Genomic DNA, 17,907 nt, shown 5'->3' with positions numbered 1-17,907 from the left:
TGGTTCCGAGCCTAGGGCGCCGAGCCCGTCAACGCCCTGGGTCGTTCCTTGGGTTCAGCTATGAAGTACCGTGCAGCCATGCCCTGGGGACGCCTCTACTTCGCCGTGCAGGCCCTCGGCGGCGCGGCCTGGTGGGTCGCCGTGGCGCTCGTCCCCGCCGTGCGGATCGCGACGCTCGGCAGCCTCGATCCCGTCCCTGTCGCGGCTCTCGACCTCCCGCTGTTCGTCGGCGCCTCCGCTCTGGCCGCGGCCGGGATCCGCTGGGCGGCCGTCACCGCGACGGCCTGGACGCTCCTCGTCGCGGTCGCCCTGGCCGTCTGGGCCACCCTGACGGGGGAGGCGGGCTGTGGCGTCGTCGCGAGTGTCGCCGCGGCGGGCGGCTCCGTCGTCGCGGCGTGCCTGCTCCTGCTCGGCCGGGTGCCCACGCGCTGGATCGCCTCCGGTCCCTTCTCCTTCCGGGTCGCGACCGCGGGCCGCCGACCCGGATCGCACCTCGCCGCGACCCTCGGGCAGATCGCGGTGTTCTGGGGAGGCGCGCTGGTCGTCGTCCCGCTGGTGATCGCTGCGCTGGAGGAGCGCTGGGGCGTGAGCCTCGGAGCGGCGCCGCCCGCGGTCGTCGGCGTCGGCGTCCTGCTGCTGGTCGCGGCGAGCGCGCTCGGGATCTGGTCGGGGCTCACGATGTCGCTCCTCGGCGACGGCACGCCGCTGCCGATCGCGATGACCAACCGGCTGGTGATCGCCGGCCCCTACCGCTGGGTCCGCAACCCGATGGCGGTCGCCGGCATCGTGCAGGGAGCGGCGGTCGGGCTGCTGCTCTCGTCGTGGCTGGTCGTGCTGTACGCACTCCTCGGCGCCGTCGTCTGGAACCAGGCCGTGCGCCCGCTGGAGGAGGCGGACCTCGCCGCCCGCTTCGGCGCCGACTTCGAGCGCTACCGCTCGCGCGTCCGCTGCTGGGTGCCCCGCCGCCCGGAGCCGCTGCCGCGCCGGGGGTAGCCGCTGCCGCAGTGCGGTCGTCGAGGCGTTCCGCTCACGCCGGGACACCGCCGCCAGGCCGGCGTCTCGCCGACGAGGGCGGTGTCTCGAGGTGCCGGACGCGCCTCTCGCGACGGCGACGCGCCTCGCCCGCCGACCTCGTCACTCCGCAGTGCGCCCGCGCCCGACCACCGCGGCGACCAGCCCCGCCGACACCGCGGCCAGCGCGACCAGCACCCCGCCCACGCCGAGCGCCCCCGCCACGAGCGGAGTCGCCAGCGCCAGCGCGACACCGGGGAGCGCCAGCCGCGCGGGCATCGGCTGGTGCTCGCCGAGCGGCGCGTGCACCGCCCACAGGGTCAGGACGAAGACCGCGACCGGGACCGCGACGGCCGCGCCGATCACCGTGTCGGACGCCTCGAGGTGGCCCGCGGTCGCGGCGACGGCCGCCTCCAGCCCGGATCCCAGCGCCGCGAGGGCCGCGAACGCCGCGAAGTGCGCGTAGCCCCAGCGGTAGGAGAGGCCGCGCCGCCGCTCCAGCAGCTCGCCGGAGGGATGCGAGAACGACAGCCACCACAGCGCGAACACGATCACCAGCCCGCAGGCCGCGACCAGCACGAGCGAGGTGCTGACGCCCGCCTCCGTCACCGCCCGCTGCACGCCCATCACCGCCGCGAGGACGCCCTCCCCGAGCAGGATGATCGTGAACAGCCCGTACCGCTCGGCGACGTGGTGCGGATGCCAGTTCGCGTCGCCCGCCCGCTGCGCCCAGAGGGGCACCGCCAGCTCGCAGGCGACCAGGAGCAGGAAGCTCACCACCCCGACCTCCTCGGGCAGGAGCAGCCGCAGCAGCCAGCCGACCTGCACGATCGAGAAGCCGACGGCGCTGCGCACGGCGGAGGTGCGGTGCTCCGGAGTGGACACGGCGACGCGGATCCACTGGCTCACCAGCGCGAACCGCATGATCGCGTAGCCGATGGTGATCGCCCGGTAGTCGCCCTCCTCGAAGCCGGCCGGGACGCCGGCCGCGAGCACGAGGACGCCGCCCATCTGGGCGAGGGTCAGCAGCCGGTAGGGCACATCGTCGGTGTCGTACCCGGAGGCGAACCAGGTGAAGTTCATCCACGCCCACCAGATCGCGAAGAACACCATGCCGAAGGGAAGGAGCCCCTCGGCGAGGTGCCCCTCCTCGGTCGCGTGGGCAAGCTGCTGGGCGATCTGCGCGATCGCGACGACGAAGGTCAGGTCGACGAGCAGCTCGAGCGGACTCGAGACGCGGTGCGCCTCGTCGATCGCGCGCGGCTGCATCCGCACGCGGAGGGGGTGCGCGGGGGAGGCGGGCATGCGCTCATCCTGCACCCGGAGGGCCGCTGCGCGAGTGCCGCGCCCGCCTCCCGCGACCCTCGGCGCCCGCCCTCGCACCGAGTGTCCAGACGTCGTCGCACTCGAGCGCGAGTGCGACGACCATCGGACACTCGCGGGCGGCCGGACCTCGCGGGGCCGGGCTCACACTCGCCGGGTACGTCGCAGCCGCGCCCCGCGCCGGCCCGCGCAGGGCCCCCGCCTACGATGGGTCGGGATGTCCCCCGAATCCGCGCTCGCCGCCCCGACCCGCGAGTCCCCGGGCGCCCGGCGGTCGCGGCGCGGGCCGCTCCTCGGACTCGCCCTGGTCGCCGTCCTCGTGGCGACGCGCCTGCTCGCCCCGGACGCGGCGGGCGACGCCCTCTCGGACGCGGTGCGCGACTTCCTCACCCTCTCGATCAGCGTCGTCATCGAGTCGCTGCCGTTCGTGTTCCTCGGCATCGTCCTCTCGATCGCGGTGCAGCTGTGGGTGCCCGAGGCCGTGCTCCTGAGGATCCTTCCGAAGCGGGCGCTCCCGCGGCGCCTCGTGATCTCGCTGCTCGGCGTGCTCCTCCCGGTCTGCGAGTGCGGCAACGTGCCGCTCGCGCGCGGGCTGATCGTCAAGGGCCTCTCGGTGTGGGAGTCGATGACGTTCCTCCTGGCCGCGCCGATCGTGAATCCGATCACCATCGTCACGACCTACCAGGCCTTCGGCTGGGCCGACGGGATCCTCGTCTGGCGCATCGTCGGCGGCTTCGCGATCGCGAACCTCGTCGGCTGGATCTTCAGCCGCCACTCCGAGCCGATGAGCCTGCTCACCGACCGCTTCCGCGCTGCCTGCGAGGCGGGCGAGCGGCCCTCCCGCTCCCTCCGCGACCGCTCCCGGCGCAGCGTGCTGCTGTTCGCCGAGGAGACCGGGGCGATGATGCCGGCGCTGTTCGTCGGCGCCGCCATCGCGGGGCTGATCCAGGTCGGCGTCTCGCGCGACGTGCTGACCACGCTCGGCGGCGACCCGCTCTGGTCGGTGCTGGCGCTGATGGTGCTCGCCTTCGTCATCTCGATCTGCTCGAACGTCGACGCGTTCTTCGTGCTCTCGTTCGGCTCCACGTTCCTGCCGGGAGGCATCATCGCGTTCCTCGTCTTCGGCCCGATGATCGACGTCAAGATGCTCGCGCTGCTCCGCACCACGTTCTCGGCCGCGACCCTGGTGCGCGTCACCGTGCTGGTCGCCCTCGCCGCCGCCGTGCTGGGACTGGCGGTGAACTATGCGCTCTGAGCGCCTCCTCGCCCGCTGGAAGGGCGTCGTCCTCAGCCTGATCGGCGTCGTCTCGACCCTGTGGCTCGCCGCGACCGGCCGGCTCGGCCTCTACATCCACCCCCGCTACTTCGAGTTCTCGGTGGTGCTCGCGGTGATCGCCGGAGTGCTGCTGATCGCGGCGTTCGCGGTCGTGCCGGGCGCCGAGGAGGACGCCCACGAGCACGAGGACGACGTCGAGCACCTCCACGCCCCCGCACCCGCCCGCCCCTGGCGCCGGGTGGTCGCGGTCGCGGCCGGAGTCGCGGTGATCGCCTCCGCCGCCGTCGCCCTGCTCGTGCTCCCGCCGGCCGCCCTCACCGCCTCGACCGCGACGCAGCGCGAGGTCAACACGAGCGCCGTCGACGCCTCCGTGACCGCCGCTGCGCCCACCGGCGACACGGCGTCCTTCAGCGTGCGCGACTGGGCGACCCTGCTGCGCCAGGGCGCGAGCGAGCAGTTCCTCGCCGGCCGCACGGCGACGGTGAGCGGATTCGTGACCCCCGACGCCTCCGACCCCGAGAACGTCTTCTACATCGCCCGCTTCGTCGTCACCTGCTGCGCGGTGGACGCGCAGCCGGTGGGCGTGCCGGTCTACCAGGCCGGCTGGGCCGACACCTGGTCGGAGGGGCAGTGGCTGGAGGCGAGCGGCGGCTTCGGCGCGAACCCGAGCGTCACCAGCGCCGAGGCGGTCGTGCTGGAGCCGGAGGCGCTCACTCCGATCGACGAGCCGGCGATGCCGTATGTCTACTGAGCGCGGCGCGAATCCTGAGCGCGGCGCGTCTCCTGAGCGCGGCGCGTCTCTCGAGCCCGGCGCGTCTCCCGGCGGCGGCACGTCGGCGCAGAGCGGGCGACGGGCCGGAGGCGGCGCGCGGCGGGCTCCCGGCCTCGACTCCGCAGGCGCCTCCCGCTTCTCGCGGCTCTTCTGGGCGGTCGTCGCGGTGCTCGTCCTCGCGGTCGGAGGCCTGACCGCCGCCACCGTCGCGAAGGGGCCCCGGGTCGCCTCCCTCGAGGTCAGCACCGACGGCGTCGTCGAGCGCGACGGCTCCCGAGCCCGCCTGCACCTCGACCAGGCGCTCGAGCCCGACGCGCTCGACCGTGTCCGCGTCGCTCCGGACGCCCCGCACACCGCCGAGCTCGACGGCGGCGTGCTCACCGTCACCTTCACCGACACCCTCCGCTACGCCACCCGCTACGAGATCGGGATCGACGACGCCCGCAGCGCCGCGACCGGCTCGGCCGCCGACGTCTCCGCCTCCTTCACCACGAAGGACCCCGACCTCTTCACCCTCGACCGCACCGCCGACGACCCCTCGCAGCCCGACGCCGTCCGCGTCCGCCCGCTCTCCGGAGGCGACGCCCGGGTCCTCGTCACGGCCGACCGGATCCAGGACTACGCCGTCGTCGGCCCGGTGCTGGTCGTCGTGACCATCGAGCCGGACGACACGAACCTCCTCCGCACGGTCACGCTCGACACCGGCTCCGAGGGCGTCATCCCGCTCCCCGGCCCCGGGACCGTGCGCGAGCTGCACTCCTCGCCCGAGAAGGGCGTGCTCGGCTGGACCTTCACCGGGCAGGCGCCGTCGGGCCCGCTCGACCGCGCCCTCTACTCCTACGACCTCACCGACCAGAAGGCCGAGGCGATCCCCGTAGTCGGGATCGACGGCGGGCCGCTGCGGGCGCGCGACTGGATGTTCGTGCCCGGCACCACCTCCGTCGTCACCCACTCGCTCGACGACACGGTGCTCCTGCTCGACCTGCTGACGCCCGGCTCGATCAGCCCGCTCGGGCAGCACGCGGAGCTGCGCGGATTCGTGCCCGGCGCGAACCGGCTCGTGGTCGCCGATCCGGCGTCGGGCTCGCTGATCGACCTGGCCGACGGTTCGGTCGAGACGCTCGCCCTCCCCCCGGCGGACGTGAGCGCGACCGCGTCGCCCGTGCAGATCCTGCTCCTCGACTCCGGGAGCTACGTCGAGCTCGAGGCCGAGTACGCGCCGGAGACGGGGGCGACCCAGTACTCCGTCGTCCGCGTCGACGCGTCCGGCACCTCGGAGGTGTTCCGCACCTCGCCGACGGGGCGCATCCGCGGCGTCTGCCTCTCGCCGAACGGGCAGTACCTCGCCGTCGAGACCGTCTCGGTCGAGGGCCGGCCGGACGACTACCCGGGCGAGCCGGGCTTCAGCGCGACCTCGACCGTGCTCGTCGACCTCGGCACCGGCGACACCGCGCGCAGTGTCAACGGGCGCTCGCGCGACTGGTGCGCGTAGGGGGCCGACCTGACGACCGGTTCGTCCACCTGACTGATTGCTGGCGGCCCGGAAGGACCGGATCGTTCAGCAGATCATCGAGAACGACCAGCGCGCCGAGCTGAGCGTCGCGGACCGCACCGCCGCATGGGCGCAGCTCGCGTTCGAAGGCGTGTCCGCTGCAGCGATCGCCATGCGCACCGGCACCAAGACCGACGCGGTGAAGAAGGGGCTCGCGGTCGCGGAGTCCGCGACCGTCACGTCCGTTCTGCACGAGCACGAGCTGACCCTGGACCAGGCGGCGGTGCTGTTGGAGTTCGAGGACGACGCCGACGCCCGCGCGATACTGATCGAGGTCGCCACGCACGACCCGGCCCAGTTCGAGCACACCGCGCAGACCCTCCGCGACGAGGCCGCGCACCAGGGGCTCCTCGCGGCGACCGCCGCCGAGTACACCGGCAACGGCTTCCAGATCCTCACCCGCTCCGACGCTTACGGCGACCAGGCGACGTGGACGCCGGTGCGGCAGCTGCGCGGCGAGGACGGGAAGAGCGTCACCCCGGAGCAGGTCGCGGCCGTTCCCGGCCGTGGAGTGCTCATCGACACCAGCTGGCGCGGCGAGGTCGAGGTCACGCTCCTGGTTCAGGACCCGACCGCCGCCGGATTCACCTACGCCTACGGAGCCCCCGAGCAGCCGCAGACCGAGGAGGAGGCCGAGGAGGAGCGGGCCGAGAAGTCCGCGGAGCGGAAGGTGCTCATCGCCAACAACAAGGCGTGGAACGCGGCCGAGAAGGTGCGCCGCGAGTGGATCGCGACCTTCCTCGCCCGCAAGACCCTCCCCAAGGACGCGGATCGCGTCATCGCCCTCGGTCTCACCGCTCACCGGTTCGCGGTGTCCTCCGGGATGACGGGCGGCAGCGACCTCGCGCACACGCTGCTACGCATCAAGCGCCCCTCCGGCTACCGCGCGGACGCCCTCGCGGCGCTGGTCGAGGGGAACCCCGCGAAGGCCCGCCTGGTAGCGCTGGCCGTCGTGCTCGGAGGGCAGGAGGCGCACACGAGCAAGGAGTCCTGGCGCCGCGGCGACGAGCGCACGGCCGAGCACTTCCGCCAGCTCGCGGCCTGGGGCTACGCGCTCTCCCCGGTCGAGCAGGTCGTCACCGGCGACAGCACCCCCGCCGACGCCGCAGGACTCAGCTAGCCCACCCGGCGGGGACCGGCTCGCACCGGTCCCCGCCCCTCCTCTTCTCCCACTGCTGCACAGGAAGGCCTGACCATGACCACCACGACCACCGCACCCCGCCCCGCCCACCGCTTCGACCCGTACCAGGAGTGATCGACCTCGAAATCGGATCGCTTTCCACGGCTGGGGGACCGACGACGAGAACGACGACCACCCTCGACGCTATCGACTGCGCCGACGGCCCACACGAGATCGATCCCGCGTCGCTCGGTGAGAAGCCGATATCGAGTGTCGACGCCACCCCATCGGACGCGGACAACGACACCGTCTGGGTCCTCACAGTGCGCGGAGACCGGGATCCCTCCTGACATCGGCGGGACTTCTCGACGCGCTCGGCCGGTGTCGTCCTCAAGCGCGTCTCGGCTCTGCTGTCCAGTACGGAAATCGTCCTACGGCCGGCCGAGTTCAGCTAGTCGACGGTCATAGCGGGCCAGTCCGGCACGCATCTGCTCGATCGACCTCGGCGTGAAACGCCTCACCTGCATGTCGAGGATCGCATCGGCCACGACGTCGCTGGTCCCGAATGCTGCGGCAACGGCCGCCCTCTCGTCGTCGCGACCTCCCGAGACGCTCGCGCACACCCGGAACAGCTTCTCGGGGTTCTCGATGGCTCTGATGCAGGCGTTGATGATCTCGGTACTCATCACCAGATTCTGACGTTCGCTGTCGTCGTCCATGCGGTCACCGTACCGGCCGAAGCGACCTGCCTCCGGGCGGCGACGGCCTCGCGGCGGGGCGGACGTTCTCAGCGCTCCAGTCGGTCGGGTCGTCGCGGGGATCGCGAGGCCGGGCTTCATGGCGACGACGATGTCCGCGTTCTCGAGGTCCTCCACTCTGACGGCGCGGCGGGTCCGGTCGCTGCTGTCGAGCCCGCGCTCCGCGACGGTCGCGGCAATCGCGGGGCTCACTGTGTCTGCGGGGGACAGCCCGGCGGTGGTGGCGGTGTAGCGGTCGCCGGCGAGTACTTCGAACATGCCGGCCGCTCCCAACTCGGCGCCCGCGGTCAGCCGAAGCACCAGCATCGCCTGCACGATCCACCTCACCCGGAAAGGGGACTTAGTTAGACCGTCTAGAAAATCTAGGCTGTGACCGCTCGATCGGCGATCCCTGGCTGCTGGTCGTTCGAGGTTGGCGCGCGTTCGGCCAACCGGCAGCGAGGGGTGCACCGACCCGAACGGTTGCACCCCTCGCTGTAATTGTGAAGCCACCAGAGCCCGTTGACGAGAGGGCCCGGAGGCGCCGAGACATTTTCGAGGGTCGATGCCGGTGAGGGTCAGGCGAAAGCGCTGCCCGCCAGCGGATGCGCGAGCAGGATCCCCGCGATGAGGACGAGTGCGGCGCTCGGCAGCACGAACTCGACGGGGCGTTTTCCGTGGCGGCTCAGCGCGGAGGGCGCCAGATGGATGAGCACGCCGACCGTGAGCAGGGCGGCGCACGTGAGAAGACCCCATCCGCCGATGAAGAGCAGACTGACTCCCGGGCCACCCGACTCGGGGATCCCGTACCAGACGGCGTCCGCGATCCAGAGTGTCGCGGCGGCGACGCCGGTTGACGCGAGAGCGACCCAGGACACAACGGAGCTAGAGCCGGTCGAGGTCGATCTCCTGGTGTCCACCTGCCGAACGCTAGGGCAGCCGACGGCGCTGGACAACGAAGCCGGAATGAACAAGAGGTGGACGTGAATCCGTCCGGCGACGGACGGCCGTGCCCCTTCAAGGAGTTGCCGGTGGACTCCCGAGCGCAGCGCCGTCGGCTGCCCTAGCGTTCGGCAGGTGGACACCAGGAGATCGACCTCGACCGGCTCTAGCTCCGTTGTGTCCTGGGTCGCTCTCGCGTCAACCGGCGTCGCCGCCGCGACACTCTGGATCGCGGACGCCGTCTGGTACGGGATCCCCGAGTCGGGTGGCCCGGGAGTCAGTCTGCTCTTCATCGGCGGATGGGGTCTTCTCACGTGCGCCGCCCTGCTCACGGTCGGCGTGCTCATCCATCTGGCGACCTACGCGCTGACCCGCCACGGAAAACACGCCGTCGAGTTCGTGCTGCCGAGCGCCGCACTCGTCCTCATCGCGGGGATCCTGCTCGCGCATCCGCTGGCGGGCAGCGCTTTCGCCTGACCCTCACCGGCATCGACCCTCGAAAATGTCTCGGCGCCTCCGGGCCCTCTCGTCAACGGGCTCTGGTGGCTTCACAATTACAGCGAGGGGTGCAACCGTTCGGGTCGGTGCACCCCTCGCTGCCGGTTGGCCGAACGCGCGCCAACCTCGAACGACCAGCAGCCAGGGATCGCCGATCGAGCGGTCACAGCCTAGATTTTCTAGACGGTCTAACTAAGTCCCCTTTCCGGGTGAGGTGGATCGTGCAGGCGATGCTGGTGCTTCGGCTGACCGCGGGCGCCGAGTTGGGAGCGGCCGGCATGTTCGAAGTACTCGCCGGCGACCGCTACACCGCCACCACCGCCGGGCTGTCCCCCGCAGACACAGTGAACCCCGCGATTGCCGCGACCGTCGCGGAGCTCGGTCTCGACATCAGCGACCGCACCCCCCGCGCCGTCACAGTGGAGGACCTCGAGAACGCGGACATCGTCGTCGCCATGAAGCCCGGCCTCGCGATCCCCGCGACGACCCGACCGACTGGAGCGCTGAGAACGTCCGCCCCGCCGCGAGGCCGTCGCCGCCCGGAGGCAGGTCGCTTCGGCCGGTACGGTGACCGCATGGACGACGACAGCGAACGTCAGAATCTGGTGATGAGTACCGAGATCATCAACGCCTGCATCAGAGCCATCGAGAACCCCGAGAAGCTGTTCCGGGTGTGCGCGAGCGTCTCGGGAGGTCGCGACGACGAGAGGGCGGCCGTTGCCGCAGCATTCGGGACCAGCGACGTCGTGGCCGATGCGATCCTCGACATGCAGGTGAGGCGTTTCACGCCGAGGTCGATCGAGCAGATGCGTGCCGGACTGGCCCGCTATGACCGTCGACTAGCTGAACTCGGCCGGCCGTAGGACGATTTCCGTACTGGACAGCAGAGCCGAGACGCGCTTGAGGACGACACCGGCCGAGCGCGTCGAGAAGTCCCGCCGATGTCAGGAGGGATCCCGGTCTCCGCGCACTGTGAGGACCCAGACGGTGTCGTTGTCCGCGTCCGATGGGGTGGCGTCGACACTCGATATCGGCTTCTCACCGAGCGACGCGGGATCGATCTCGTGTGGGCCGTCGGCGCAGTCGATAGCGTCGAGGGTGGTCGTCGTTCTCGTCGTCGGTCCCCCAGCCGTGGAAAGCGATCCGATTTCGAGGTCGATCACTCCTGGTACGGGTCGAAGCGGTGGGCGGGGCGGGGTGCGGTGGTCGTGGTGGTCATGGTCAGGCCTTCCTGTGCAGCAGTGGGAGAAGAGGAGGGGCGGGGACCGGTGCGAGCCGGTCCCCGCCGGGTGGGCTAGCTGAGTCCTGCGGCGTCGGCGGGGGTGCTGTCGCCGGTGACGACCTGCTCGACCGGGGAGAGCGCGTAGCCCCAGGCCGCGAGCTGGCGGAAGTGCTCGGCCGTGCGCTCGTCGCCGCGGCGCCAGGACTCCTTGCTCGTGTGCGCCTCCTGCCCTCCGAGCACGACGGCCAGCGCTACCAGGCGGGCCTTCGCGGGGTTCCCCTCGACCAGCGCCGCGAGGGCGTCCGCGCGGTAGCCGGAGGGGCGCTTGATGCGTAGCAGCGTGTGCGCGAGGTCGCTGCCGCCCGTCATCCCGGAGGACACCGCGAACCGGTGAGCGGTGAGACCGAGGGCGATGACGCGATCCGCGTCCTTGGGGAGGGTCTTGCGGGCGAGGAAGGTCGCGATCCACTCGCGGCGCACCTTCTCGGCCGCGTTCCACGCCTTGTTGTTGGCGATGAGCACCTTCCGCTCCGCGGACTTCTCGGCCCGCTCCTCCTCGGCCTCCTCCTCGGTCTGCGGCTGCTCGGGGGCTCCGTAGGCGTAGGTGAATCCGGCGGCGGTCGGGTCCTGAACCAGGAGCGTGACCTCGACCTCGCCGCGCCAGCTGGTGTCGATGAGCACTCCACGGCCGGGAACGGCCGCGACCTGCTCCGGGGTGACGCTCTTCCCGTCCTCGCCGCGCAGCTGCCGCACCGGCGTCCACGTCGCCTGGTCGCCGTAAGCGTCGGAGCGGGTGAGGATCTGGAAGCCGTTGCCGGTGTACTCGGCGGCGGTCGCCGCGAGGAGCCCCTGGTGCGCGGCCTCGTCGCGGAGGGTCTGCGCGGTGTGCTCGAACTGGGCCGGGTCGTGCGTGGCGACCTCGATCAGTATCGCGCGGGCGTCGGCGTCGTCCTCGAACTCCAACAGCACCGCCGCCTGGTCCAGGGTCAGCTCGTGCTCGTGCAGAACGGACGTGACGGTCGCGGACTCCGCGACCGCGAGCCCCTTCTTCACCGCGTCGGTCTTGGTGCCGGTGCGCATGGCGATCGCTGCAGCGGACACGCCTTCGAACGCGAGCTGCGCCCATGCGGCGGTGCGGTCCGCGACGCTCAGCTCGGCGCGCTGGTCGTTCTCGATGATCTGCTGAACGATCCGGTCCTTCCGGGCCGCCAGCAATCAGTCAGGTGGACGAACCGGTCGTCAGGTCGGCCCCCTACGCGCACCAGTCGCGCGAGCGCCCGTTGACACTGCGCGCGGTGTCGCCGGTGCCGAGGTCGACGAGCACGGTCGAGGTCGCGCTGAAGCCCGGCTCGCCCGGGTAGTCGTCCGGCCGGCCCTCGACCGAGACGGTCTCGACGGCGAGGTACTGCCCGTTCGGCGAGAGGCAGACGCCGCGGATGCGCCCCGTCGGCGAGGTGCGGAACACCTCCGAGGTGCCGGACGCGTCGACGCGGACGACGGAGTACTGGGTCGCCCCCGTCTCCGGCGCGTACTCGGCCTCGAGCTCGACGTAGCTCCCGGAGTCGAGGAGCAGGATCTGCACGGGCGACGCGGTCGCGCTCACGTCCGCCGGGGGGAGGGCGAGCGTCTCGACCGAACCGTCGGCCAGGTCGATCAGCGAGCCCGACGCCGGATCGGCGACCACGAGCCGGTTCGCGCCGGGCACGAATCCGCGCAGCTCCGCGTGCTGCCCGAGCGGGCTGATCGAGCCGGGCGTCAGCAGGTCGAGCAGGAGCACCGTGTCGTCGAGCGAGTGGGTGACGACGGAGGTGGTGCCGGGCACGAACATCCAGTCGCGCGCCCGCAGCGGCCCGCCGTCGATCCCGACTACGGGGATCGCCTCGGCCTTCTGGTCGGTGAGGTCGTAGGAGTAGAGGGCGCGGTCGAGCGGGCCCGACGGCGCCTGCCCGGTGAAGGTCCAGCCGAGCACGCCCTTCTCGGGCGAGGAGTGCAGCTCGCGCACGGTCCCGGGGCCGGGGAGCGGGATGACGCCCTCGGAGCCGGTGTCGAGCGTGACCGTGCGGAGGAGGTTCGTGTCGTCCGGCTCGATGGTCACGACGACCAGCACCGGGCCGACGACGGCGTAGTCCTGGATCCGGTCGGCCGTGACGAGGACCCGGGCGTCGCCTCCGGAGAGCGGGCGGACGCGGACGGCGTCGGGCTGCGAGGGGTCGTCGGCGGCGCGGTCGAGGGTGAAGAGGTCGGGGTCCTTCGTGGTGAAGGAGGCGGAGACGTCGGCGGCCGAGCCGGTCGCGGCGCTGCGGGCGTCGTCGATCCCGATCTCGTAGCGGGTGGCGTAGCGGAGGGTGTCGGTGAAGGTGACGGTGAGCACGCCGCCGTCGAGCTCGGCGGTGTGCGGGGCGTCCGGAGCGACGCGGACACGGTCGAGCGCGTCGGGCTCGAGCGCCTGGTCGAGGTGCAGGCGGGCTCGGGAGCCGTCGCGCTCGACGACGCCGTCGGTGCTGACCTCGAGGGAGGCGACCCGGGGCCCCTTCGCGACGGTGGCGGCGGTCAGGCCTCCGACCGCGAGGACGAGCACCGCGACGACCGCCCAGAAGAGCCGCGAGAAGCGGCAGGCGCCTGCGGAGTCGAGGCCGGGAGCCCGCCGCGCGCCGCCTCCGGCCCGTCGCCCGCTCTGCGCCGACGTGCCGCCGCCGGGAGACGCGCCGGGCTCGAGAGACGCGCCGCGCTCAGGAGACGCGCCGCGCTCAGGATTCGCGCCGCGCTCAGTAGACATACGGCATCGCCGGCTCGTCGATCGGAGTGAGCGCCTCCGGCTCCAGCACGACCGCCTCGGCGCTGGTGACGCTCGGGTTCGCGCCGAAGCCGCCGCTCGCCTCCAGCCACTGCCCCTCCGACCAGGTGTCGGCCCAGCCGGCCTGGTAGACCGGCACGCCCACCGGCTGCGCGTCCACCGCGCAGCAGGTGACGACGAAGCGGGCGATGTAGAAGACGTTCTCGGGGTCGGAGGCGTCGGGGGTCACGAATCCGCTCACCGTCGCCGTGCGGCCGGCGAGGAACTGCTCGCTCGCGCCCTGGCGCAGCAGGGTCGCCCAGTCGCGCACGCTGAAGGACGCCGTGTCGCCGGTGGGCGCAGCGGCGGTCACGGAGGCGTCGACGGCGCTCGTGTTGACCTCGCGCTGCGTCGCGGTCGAGGCGGTGAGGGCGGCCGGCGGGAGCACGAGCAGGGCGACGGCGGCGGAGGCGATCACCGCGACTCCGGCCGCGACCGCGACCACCCGGCGCCAGGGGCGGGCGGGTGCGGGGGCGTGGAGGTGCTCGACGTCGTCCTCGTGCTCGTGGGCGTCCTCCTCGGCGCCCGGCACGACCGCGAACGCCGCGATCAGCAGCACTCCGGCGATCACCGCGAGCACCACCGAGAACTCCAAGTAGCGGGGGTGGATGTAGAGGCCGAGCCGGCCGGTCGCGGCGAGCCACAGGGTCGCGCCGCCGCCCACCAGGCTGCGGACGACGCCCTTCCAGCGGGCGAGGAGGCGCTCAGAGCGCATAGTTCACCGCCAGTCCCAGCACGGCGGCGGCGAGGGCGACCAGCACGGTGACGCGCACCAGGGTCGCGGCCGAGAACGTGGTGCGGAGCAGCGCGAGCATCTTGACGTCGATCATCGGGCCGAAGACGAGGAACGCGATGATGCCTCCCGGCAGGAACGTGGAGCCGAACGAGAGCACGAAGAACGCGTCGACGTTCGAGCAGATCGAGATGACGAAGGCGAGCACCATCAGCGCCAGCACCGACCAGAGCGGGTCGCCGCCGAGCGTGGTCAGCACGTCGCGCGAGACGCCGACCTGGATCAGCCCCGCGATGGCGGCGCCGACGAACAGCGCCGGCATCATCGCCCCGGTCTCCTCGGCGAACAGCAGCACGCTGCGCCGGGAGCGGTCGCGGAGGGAGCGGGAGGGCCGCTCGCCCGCCTCGCAGGCAGCGCGGAAGCGGTCGGTGAGCAGGCTCATCGGCTCGGAGTGGCGGCTGAAGATCCAGCCGACGAGGTTCGCGATCGCGAAGCCGCCGACGATGCGCCAGACGAGGATCCCGTCGGCCCAGCCGAAGGCCTGGTAGGTCGTGACGATGGTGATCGGATTCACGATCGGCGCGGCCAGGAGGAACGTCATCGACTCCGACACCGAGAGGCCCTTGACGATCAGCCCGCGCGCGAGCGGCACGTTGCCGCACTCGCAGACCGGGAGGAGCACGCCGAGCAGCGAGATCACGAGGCGCCGCGGGAGCGCCCGCTTCGGAAGGATCCTCAGGAGCACGGCCTCGGGCACCCACAGCTGCACCGCGATCGAGAGGACGATGCCGAGGAACACGAACGGCAGCGACTCGATGACGACGCTGATCGAGAGGGTGAGGAAGTCGCGCACCGCGTCCGAGAGGGCGTCGCCCGCCGCGTCCGGGGCGAGCAGGCGCGTCGCCACGAGGACGGCGACCAGGGCGAGTCCGAGGAGCGGCCCGCGCCGCGACCGCCGGGCGCCCGGGGACTCGCGGGTCGGGGCGGCGAGCGCGGATTCGGGGGACATCCCGACCCATCGTAGGCGGGGGCCCTGCGCGGGCCGGCGCGGGGCGCGGCTGCGACGTACCCGGCGAGTGTGAGCCCGGCCCCGCGAGGTCCGGCCGCCCGCGAGTGTCCGATGGTCGTCGCACTCGCGCTCGAGTGCGACGACGTCTGGACACTCGGTGCGAGGGCGGGCGCCGAGGGTCGCGGGAGGCGGGCGCGGCACTCGCGCAGCGGCCCTCCGGGTGCAGGATGAGCGCATGCCCGCCTCCCCCGCGCACCCCCTCCGCGTGCGGATGCAGCCGCGCGCGATCGACGAGGCGCACCGCGTCTCGAGTCCGCTCGAGCTGCTCGTCGACCTGACCTTCGTCGTCGCGATCGCGCAGATCGCCCAGCAGCTTGCCCACGCGACCGAGGAGGGGCACCTCGCCGAGGGGCTCCTCCCCTTCGGCATGGTGTTCTTCGCGATCTGGTGGGCGTGGATGAACTTCACCTGGTTCGCCTCCGGGTACGACACCGACGATGTGCCCTACCGGCTGCTGACCCTCGCCCAGATGGGCGGCGTCCTCGTGCTCGCGGCCGGCGTCCCGGCCGGCTTCGAGGAGGGCGACTACCGGGCGATCACCATCGGCTACGCGATCATGCGGTTCGCGCTGGTGAGCCAGTGGATCCGCGTCGCCGTGTCCACTCCGGAGCACCGCACCTCCGCCGTGCGCAGCGCCGTCGGCTTCTCGATCGTGCAGGTCGGCTGGCTGCTGCGGCTGCTCCTGCCCGAGGAGGTCGGGGTGGTGAGCTTCCTGCTCCTGGTCGCCTGCGAGCTGGCGGTGCCCCTCTGGGCGCAGCGGGCGGGCGACGCGAACTGGCATCCGCACCACGTCGCCGAGCGGTACGGGCTGTTCACGATCATCCTGCTCGGCGAGGGCGTCCTCGCGGCGGTGATGGGCGTGCAGCGGGCGGTGACGGAGGCGGGCGTCAGCACCTCGCTCGTGCTGGTCGCGGCCTGCGGGCTGGTGATCGTGTTCGCGCTGTGGTGGCTGTCGTTCTCGCATCCCTCGGGCGAGCTGCTGGAGGGGCGGGGGGGGCTCTGCTGCGGCGGGGGCTACGCGCAGTTCGCGGCGTTCGGGGCCGTCGCGGCGCTGGGAGCGGGGCTGGAGGCGGCCGTCGCCGCGACCGCGGGCCACCTCGAGGCGTCCGACACGGTGATCGGCGCGGCCGTCGCGGTCCCGGTCGCGGTCTTCGTCCTGACCCTGTGGGCGGTGCACGCGCCGCTCGGCGAGCACCAGCCGATGCCCGCGCGGCTGGCGCTCCCCGGTGTCGCGCTGGCGCTGGCGACTCCGCTCGTGGCGGGGGCGCTCGGCGTGGGCGGGGTGCTGGTCGCGCTGGCCGCGGTGTCGGCGGGGCTGGTCGCCGCGGTGGTCGGGCGCGGGCGCACTGCGGAGTGACGAGGTCGGCGGGCGAGGCGCGTCGCCGTCGCGAGAGGCGCGTCCGGCACCTCGAGACACCGCCCTCGTCGGCGAGACGCCGGCCTGGCGGCGGTGTCCCGGCGTGAGCGGAACGCCTCGACGACCGCACTGCGGCAGCGGCTACCCCCGGCGCGGCAGCGGCTCCGGGCGGCGGGGCACCCAGCAGCGGACGCGCGAGCGGTAGCGCTCGAAGTCGGCGCCGAAGCGGGCGGCGAGGTCCGCCTCCTCCAGCGGGCGCACGGCCTGGTTCCAGACGACGGCGCCGAGGAGTGCGTACAGCACGACCAGCCACGACGAGAGCAGCAGCCCGACCGCCGCTCCCTGCACGATGCCGTCGGCGGCCATCGGGTTGCGGACCCAGCGGTAGGGGCCGGCGATCACCAGCCGGTTGGTCATCGCGATCGGCAGCGGCGTGCCGTCGCCGAGGAGCGACATCGTGAGCCCCGACCAGATCCCGAGCGCGCTCGCCGCGACCAGCAGCAGGACGCCGACGCCGACGACCGCGGGCGGCGCCGCTCCGAGGCTCACGCCCCAGCGCTCCTCCAGCGCAGCGATCACCAGCGGGACGACGACCAGCGCGCCTCCCCAGAACACCGCGATCTGCCCGAGGGTCGCGGCGAGGTGCGATCCGGGTCGGCGGCCCGCGGTCGCGACCCGGAAGGAGAAGGGACCGGAGGCGATCCAGCGCGTGGGCACCCGGCCGAGCAGGAGCAGGCACGCCGCGACGACGGACCCGCCCGCCACGGCGAGCATCGCGACGACCCCCCAGCCCGCCGCCCCCGCCAGCTTGGCCCAGACGGCCAGGGCGACCGCGACGAGGAGCGTCCAGGCCGTCGCGGTGACGGCCGCCCAGCGGATCCCGGCCGCGGCCAGAGCGGAGGCGCCGACGAACAGCGGGAGGTCGAGAGCCGCGACAGGGACGGGATCGAGGCTGCCGAGCGTCGCGATCCGCACGGCGGGGACGAGCGCCACGGCGACCCACCAGGCCGCGCCGCCGAGGGCCTGCACGGCGAAGTAGAGGCGTCCCCAGGGCATGGCTGCACGGTACTTCATAGCTGAACCCAAGGAACGACCCAGGGCGTTGACGGGCTCGGCGCCCTAGGCTCGGAACCAGTTCCCGCCGCCTCCACGAGAAGCGGCCCACCACGACGCCAAGGACGACGCCGATGAACCGCACGACCGTGATCACCGCACTCGCCTGCGGGCTCCTCCTCACCGCCGCCGCAGCCACTCCCGCTGTCGCCGCGACCTCGGACACCGCCGGGGACTCCACCCGCTCCGTCGACGAATTCGGCGTTCTCGCCGCGACCGACGGCGACACGCTGCTGATCAACGGGCGCGCCTTCCTCCTCGAGTAGGTCCTCCCCGCCGGGCACGGCCGCGAGGACGCCACTCGCGGCGCCGGCCTCCTGATCCGCCGCTGCGTCGACGTCGACGGCAC

At 72.8% G+C, this 17,907-nt stretch carries 19 protein-coding genes; 10 read left to right on the top strand and 9 right to left on the bottom strand.

The features are described 5' to 3' along the window. Positions 1-78 precede the first annotated feature (78 nt). Positions 79-993 (top strand): isoprenylcysteine carboxylmethyltransferase family protein, encoded by a 915-nt coding sequence (locus tag C5D04_RS05210; protein ID WP_104347349.1) that lies wholly within the window; start codon positions 79-81, stop codon positions 991-993. 141 nt (positions 994-1,134) lie between these two features. Here the strand turns inward: C5D04_RS05210 and C5D04_RS05205 are convergent, their stop codons facing one another. Beyond that, positions 1,135-2,316, bottom strand: a complete 1,182-nt coding sequence (locus C5D04_RS05205; RefSeq protein ID WP_219815010.1) for a low temperature requirement protein A — start codon at positions 2,314-2,316, stop codon at positions 1,135-1,137. Positions 2,317-2,551: 235 nt separating this feature from the next. Here C5D04_RS05205 and C5D04_RS05200 point away from each other — a divergent pair, with 235 nt between their 5' ends. The 5 genes from C5D04_RS05200 (at position 2,552) to C5D04_RS17865 (ending at position 7,404) form a co-directional block, all read left to right on the top strand. Continuing rightward, positions 2,552-3,589: a permease gene (locus C5D04_RS05200; protein ID WP_104347348.1), complete on the top strand. Its 1,038-nt coding sequence runs from the start codon at positions 2,552-2,554 to the stop codon at positions 3,587-3,589. Beyond that, positions 3,579-4,361, top strand: a complete 783-nt coding sequence (locus C5D04_RS05195; protein WP_104239565.1) for a TIGR03943 family putative permease subunit — start codon at positions 3,579-3,581, stop codon at positions 4,359-4,361. Before C5D04_RS05200 ends, C5D04_RS05195 begins: the two co-directional genes overlap by 11 nt. Then, on the top strand, positions 4,351-5,874 hold the full coding sequence (locus C5D04_RS05190; RefSeq protein ID WP_104347347.1) for a hypothetical protein: 1,524 nt from the start codon (positions 4,351-4,353) through the stop codon (positions 5,872-5,874). Before C5D04_RS05195 ends, C5D04_RS05190 begins: the two co-directional genes overlap by 11 nt. A gap of 37 nt (positions 5,875-5,911) precedes the next feature. After that, complete coding sequence (locus C5D04_RS05185) at positions 5,912-7,054, top strand: chromosome partitioning protein (RefSeq protein ID WP_104347344.1); 1,143 nt, start codon at positions 5,912-5,914, stop codon at positions 7,052-7,054. Between the two features lie 131 nt (positions 7,055-7,185). Further along, positions 7,186-7,404 (top strand): hypothetical protein, encoded by a 219-nt coding sequence (locus C5D04_RS17865; RefSeq protein WP_146076619.1) that lies wholly within the window; start codon positions 7,186-7,188, stop codon positions 7,402-7,404. Positions 7,405-7,485: 81 nt separating this feature from the next. Here C5D04_RS17865 and C5D04_RS05180 read toward each other — a convergent pair whose 3' ends face one another. Together C5D04_RS05180 and C5D04_RS05175 are read right to left on the bottom strand one after the other, a co-directional pair. Further along, entirely contained in the window at positions 7,486-8,139 is a 654-nt protein-coding gene (locus C5D04_RS05180) for a hypothetical protein (protein ID WP_258068837.1), read from the bottom strand. Between the two features lie 230 nt (positions 8,140-8,369). Beyond that, complete coding sequence (locus C5D04_RS05175) at positions 8,370-8,669, bottom strand: hypothetical protein (RefSeq protein ID WP_104223378.1); 300 nt, start codon at positions 8,667-8,669, stop codon at positions 8,370-8,372. 241 nt (positions 8,670-8,910) lie between these two features. Here C5D04_RS05175 and C5D04_RS05170 point away from each other — a divergent pair, with 241 nt between their 5' ends. Both C5D04_RS05170 and C5D04_RS05165 read left to right on the top strand, forming a co-directional pair. Beyond that, positions 8,911-9,210, top strand: coding sequence for a hypothetical protein (locus C5D04_RS05170; protein WP_104347345.1), 300 nt, complete (start codon positions 8,911-8,913; stop codon positions 9,208-9,210). Positions 9,211-9,440: 230 nt separating this feature from the next. Then, complete coding sequence (locus C5D04_RS05165; protein ID WP_258068836.1) at positions 9,441-10,094, top strand: low molecular weight phosphatase family protein; 654 nt, start codon at positions 9,441-9,443, stop codon at positions 10,092-10,094. An 81-nt stretch (positions 10,095-10,175) separates the two neighbouring features. Here C5D04_RS05165 and C5D04_RS17860 read toward each other — a convergent pair whose 3' ends face one another. From C5D04_RS17860 to C5D04_RS05145, 5 genes are all read right to left on the bottom strand, one after another. Further along, a complete protein-coding gene (locus C5D04_RS17860) occupies positions 10,176-10,394 on the bottom strand; it encodes a hypothetical protein (RefSeq protein WP_146076619.1) in 219 nt (72 codons plus the stop codon). 131 nt (positions 10,395-10,525) lie between these two features. Continuing rightward, entirely contained in the window at positions 10,526-11,668 is a 1,143-nt protein-coding gene (locus C5D04_RS05160; RefSeq protein ID WP_104347344.1) for a chromosome partitioning protein, read from the bottom strand. Between the two features lie 37 nt (positions 11,669-11,705). Then, the gene (locus C5D04_RS05155) at positions 11,706-13,229 is read right to left on the bottom strand and encodes a hypothetical protein (RefSeq protein WP_104347343.1); all 1,524 of its coding nucleotides are present in this window, start codon (positions 13,227-13,229) and stop codon (positions 11,706-11,708) included. Then, entirely contained in the window at positions 13,219-14,001 is a 783-nt protein-coding gene (locus C5D04_RS05150) for a TIGR03943 family putative permease subunit (RefSeq protein ID WP_104347342.1), read from the bottom strand. Before C5D04_RS05150 ends, C5D04_RS05155 begins: the two co-directional genes overlap by 11 nt. Next, the gene (locus tag C5D04_RS05145) at positions 13,991-15,028 is read right to left on the bottom strand and encodes a permease (protein WP_104347341.1); all 1,038 of its coding nucleotides are present in this window, start codon (positions 15,026-15,028) and stop codon (positions 13,991-13,993) included. The genes C5D04_RS05150 and C5D04_RS05145 overlap by 11 nt, the downstream gene beginning before the upstream one ends. Positions 15,029-15,263: 235 nt before the next feature. Between C5D04_RS05145 and C5D04_RS05140 the strand changes: the two genes are divergently transcribed. Beyond that, positions 15,264-16,445, top strand: a complete 1,182-nt coding sequence (locus C5D04_RS05140; RefSeq protein WP_219815009.1) for a low temperature requirement protein A — start codon at positions 15,264-15,266, stop codon at positions 16,443-16,445. A gap of 141 nt (positions 16,446-16,586) precedes the next feature. On the opposite strand, the gene C5D04_RS05135 is transcribed toward C5D04_RS05140, so the two are convergent. Then, positions 16,587-17,501: an isoprenylcysteine carboxylmethyltransferase family protein gene (locus tag C5D04_RS05135; RefSeq protein ID WP_104347340.1), complete on the bottom strand. Its 915-nt coding sequence runs from the start codon at positions 17,499-17,501 to the stop codon at positions 16,587-16,589. A 131-nt stretch (positions 17,502-17,632) separates the two neighbouring features. On the opposite strand from C5D04_RS05135, the gene C5D04_RS05130 reads away from it, so the two are divergent. Continuing rightward, positions 17,633-17,824 carry a hypothetical protein gene (locus tag C5D04_RS05130; RefSeq protein WP_104223384.1) on the top strand — a complete coding sequence of 64 codons (192 nt, stop codon included), beginning with the start codon at positions 17,633-17,635 and terminating at the stop codon, positions 17,822-17,824. Positions 17,825-17,907: the final 83 nt, after the last annotated feature.

Source organism: Rathayibacter sp. AY1D2 (assembly GCF_002932695.1).
Taxonomy (GTDB): Bacteria; Actinomycetota; Actinomycetes; order Actinomycetales; family Microbacteriaceae; genus Rathayibacter.
The sequence above is the reverse complement of the archived record's forward strand: the minus strand, read 5'-3'. Positions and strand labels throughout refer to the sequence as shown.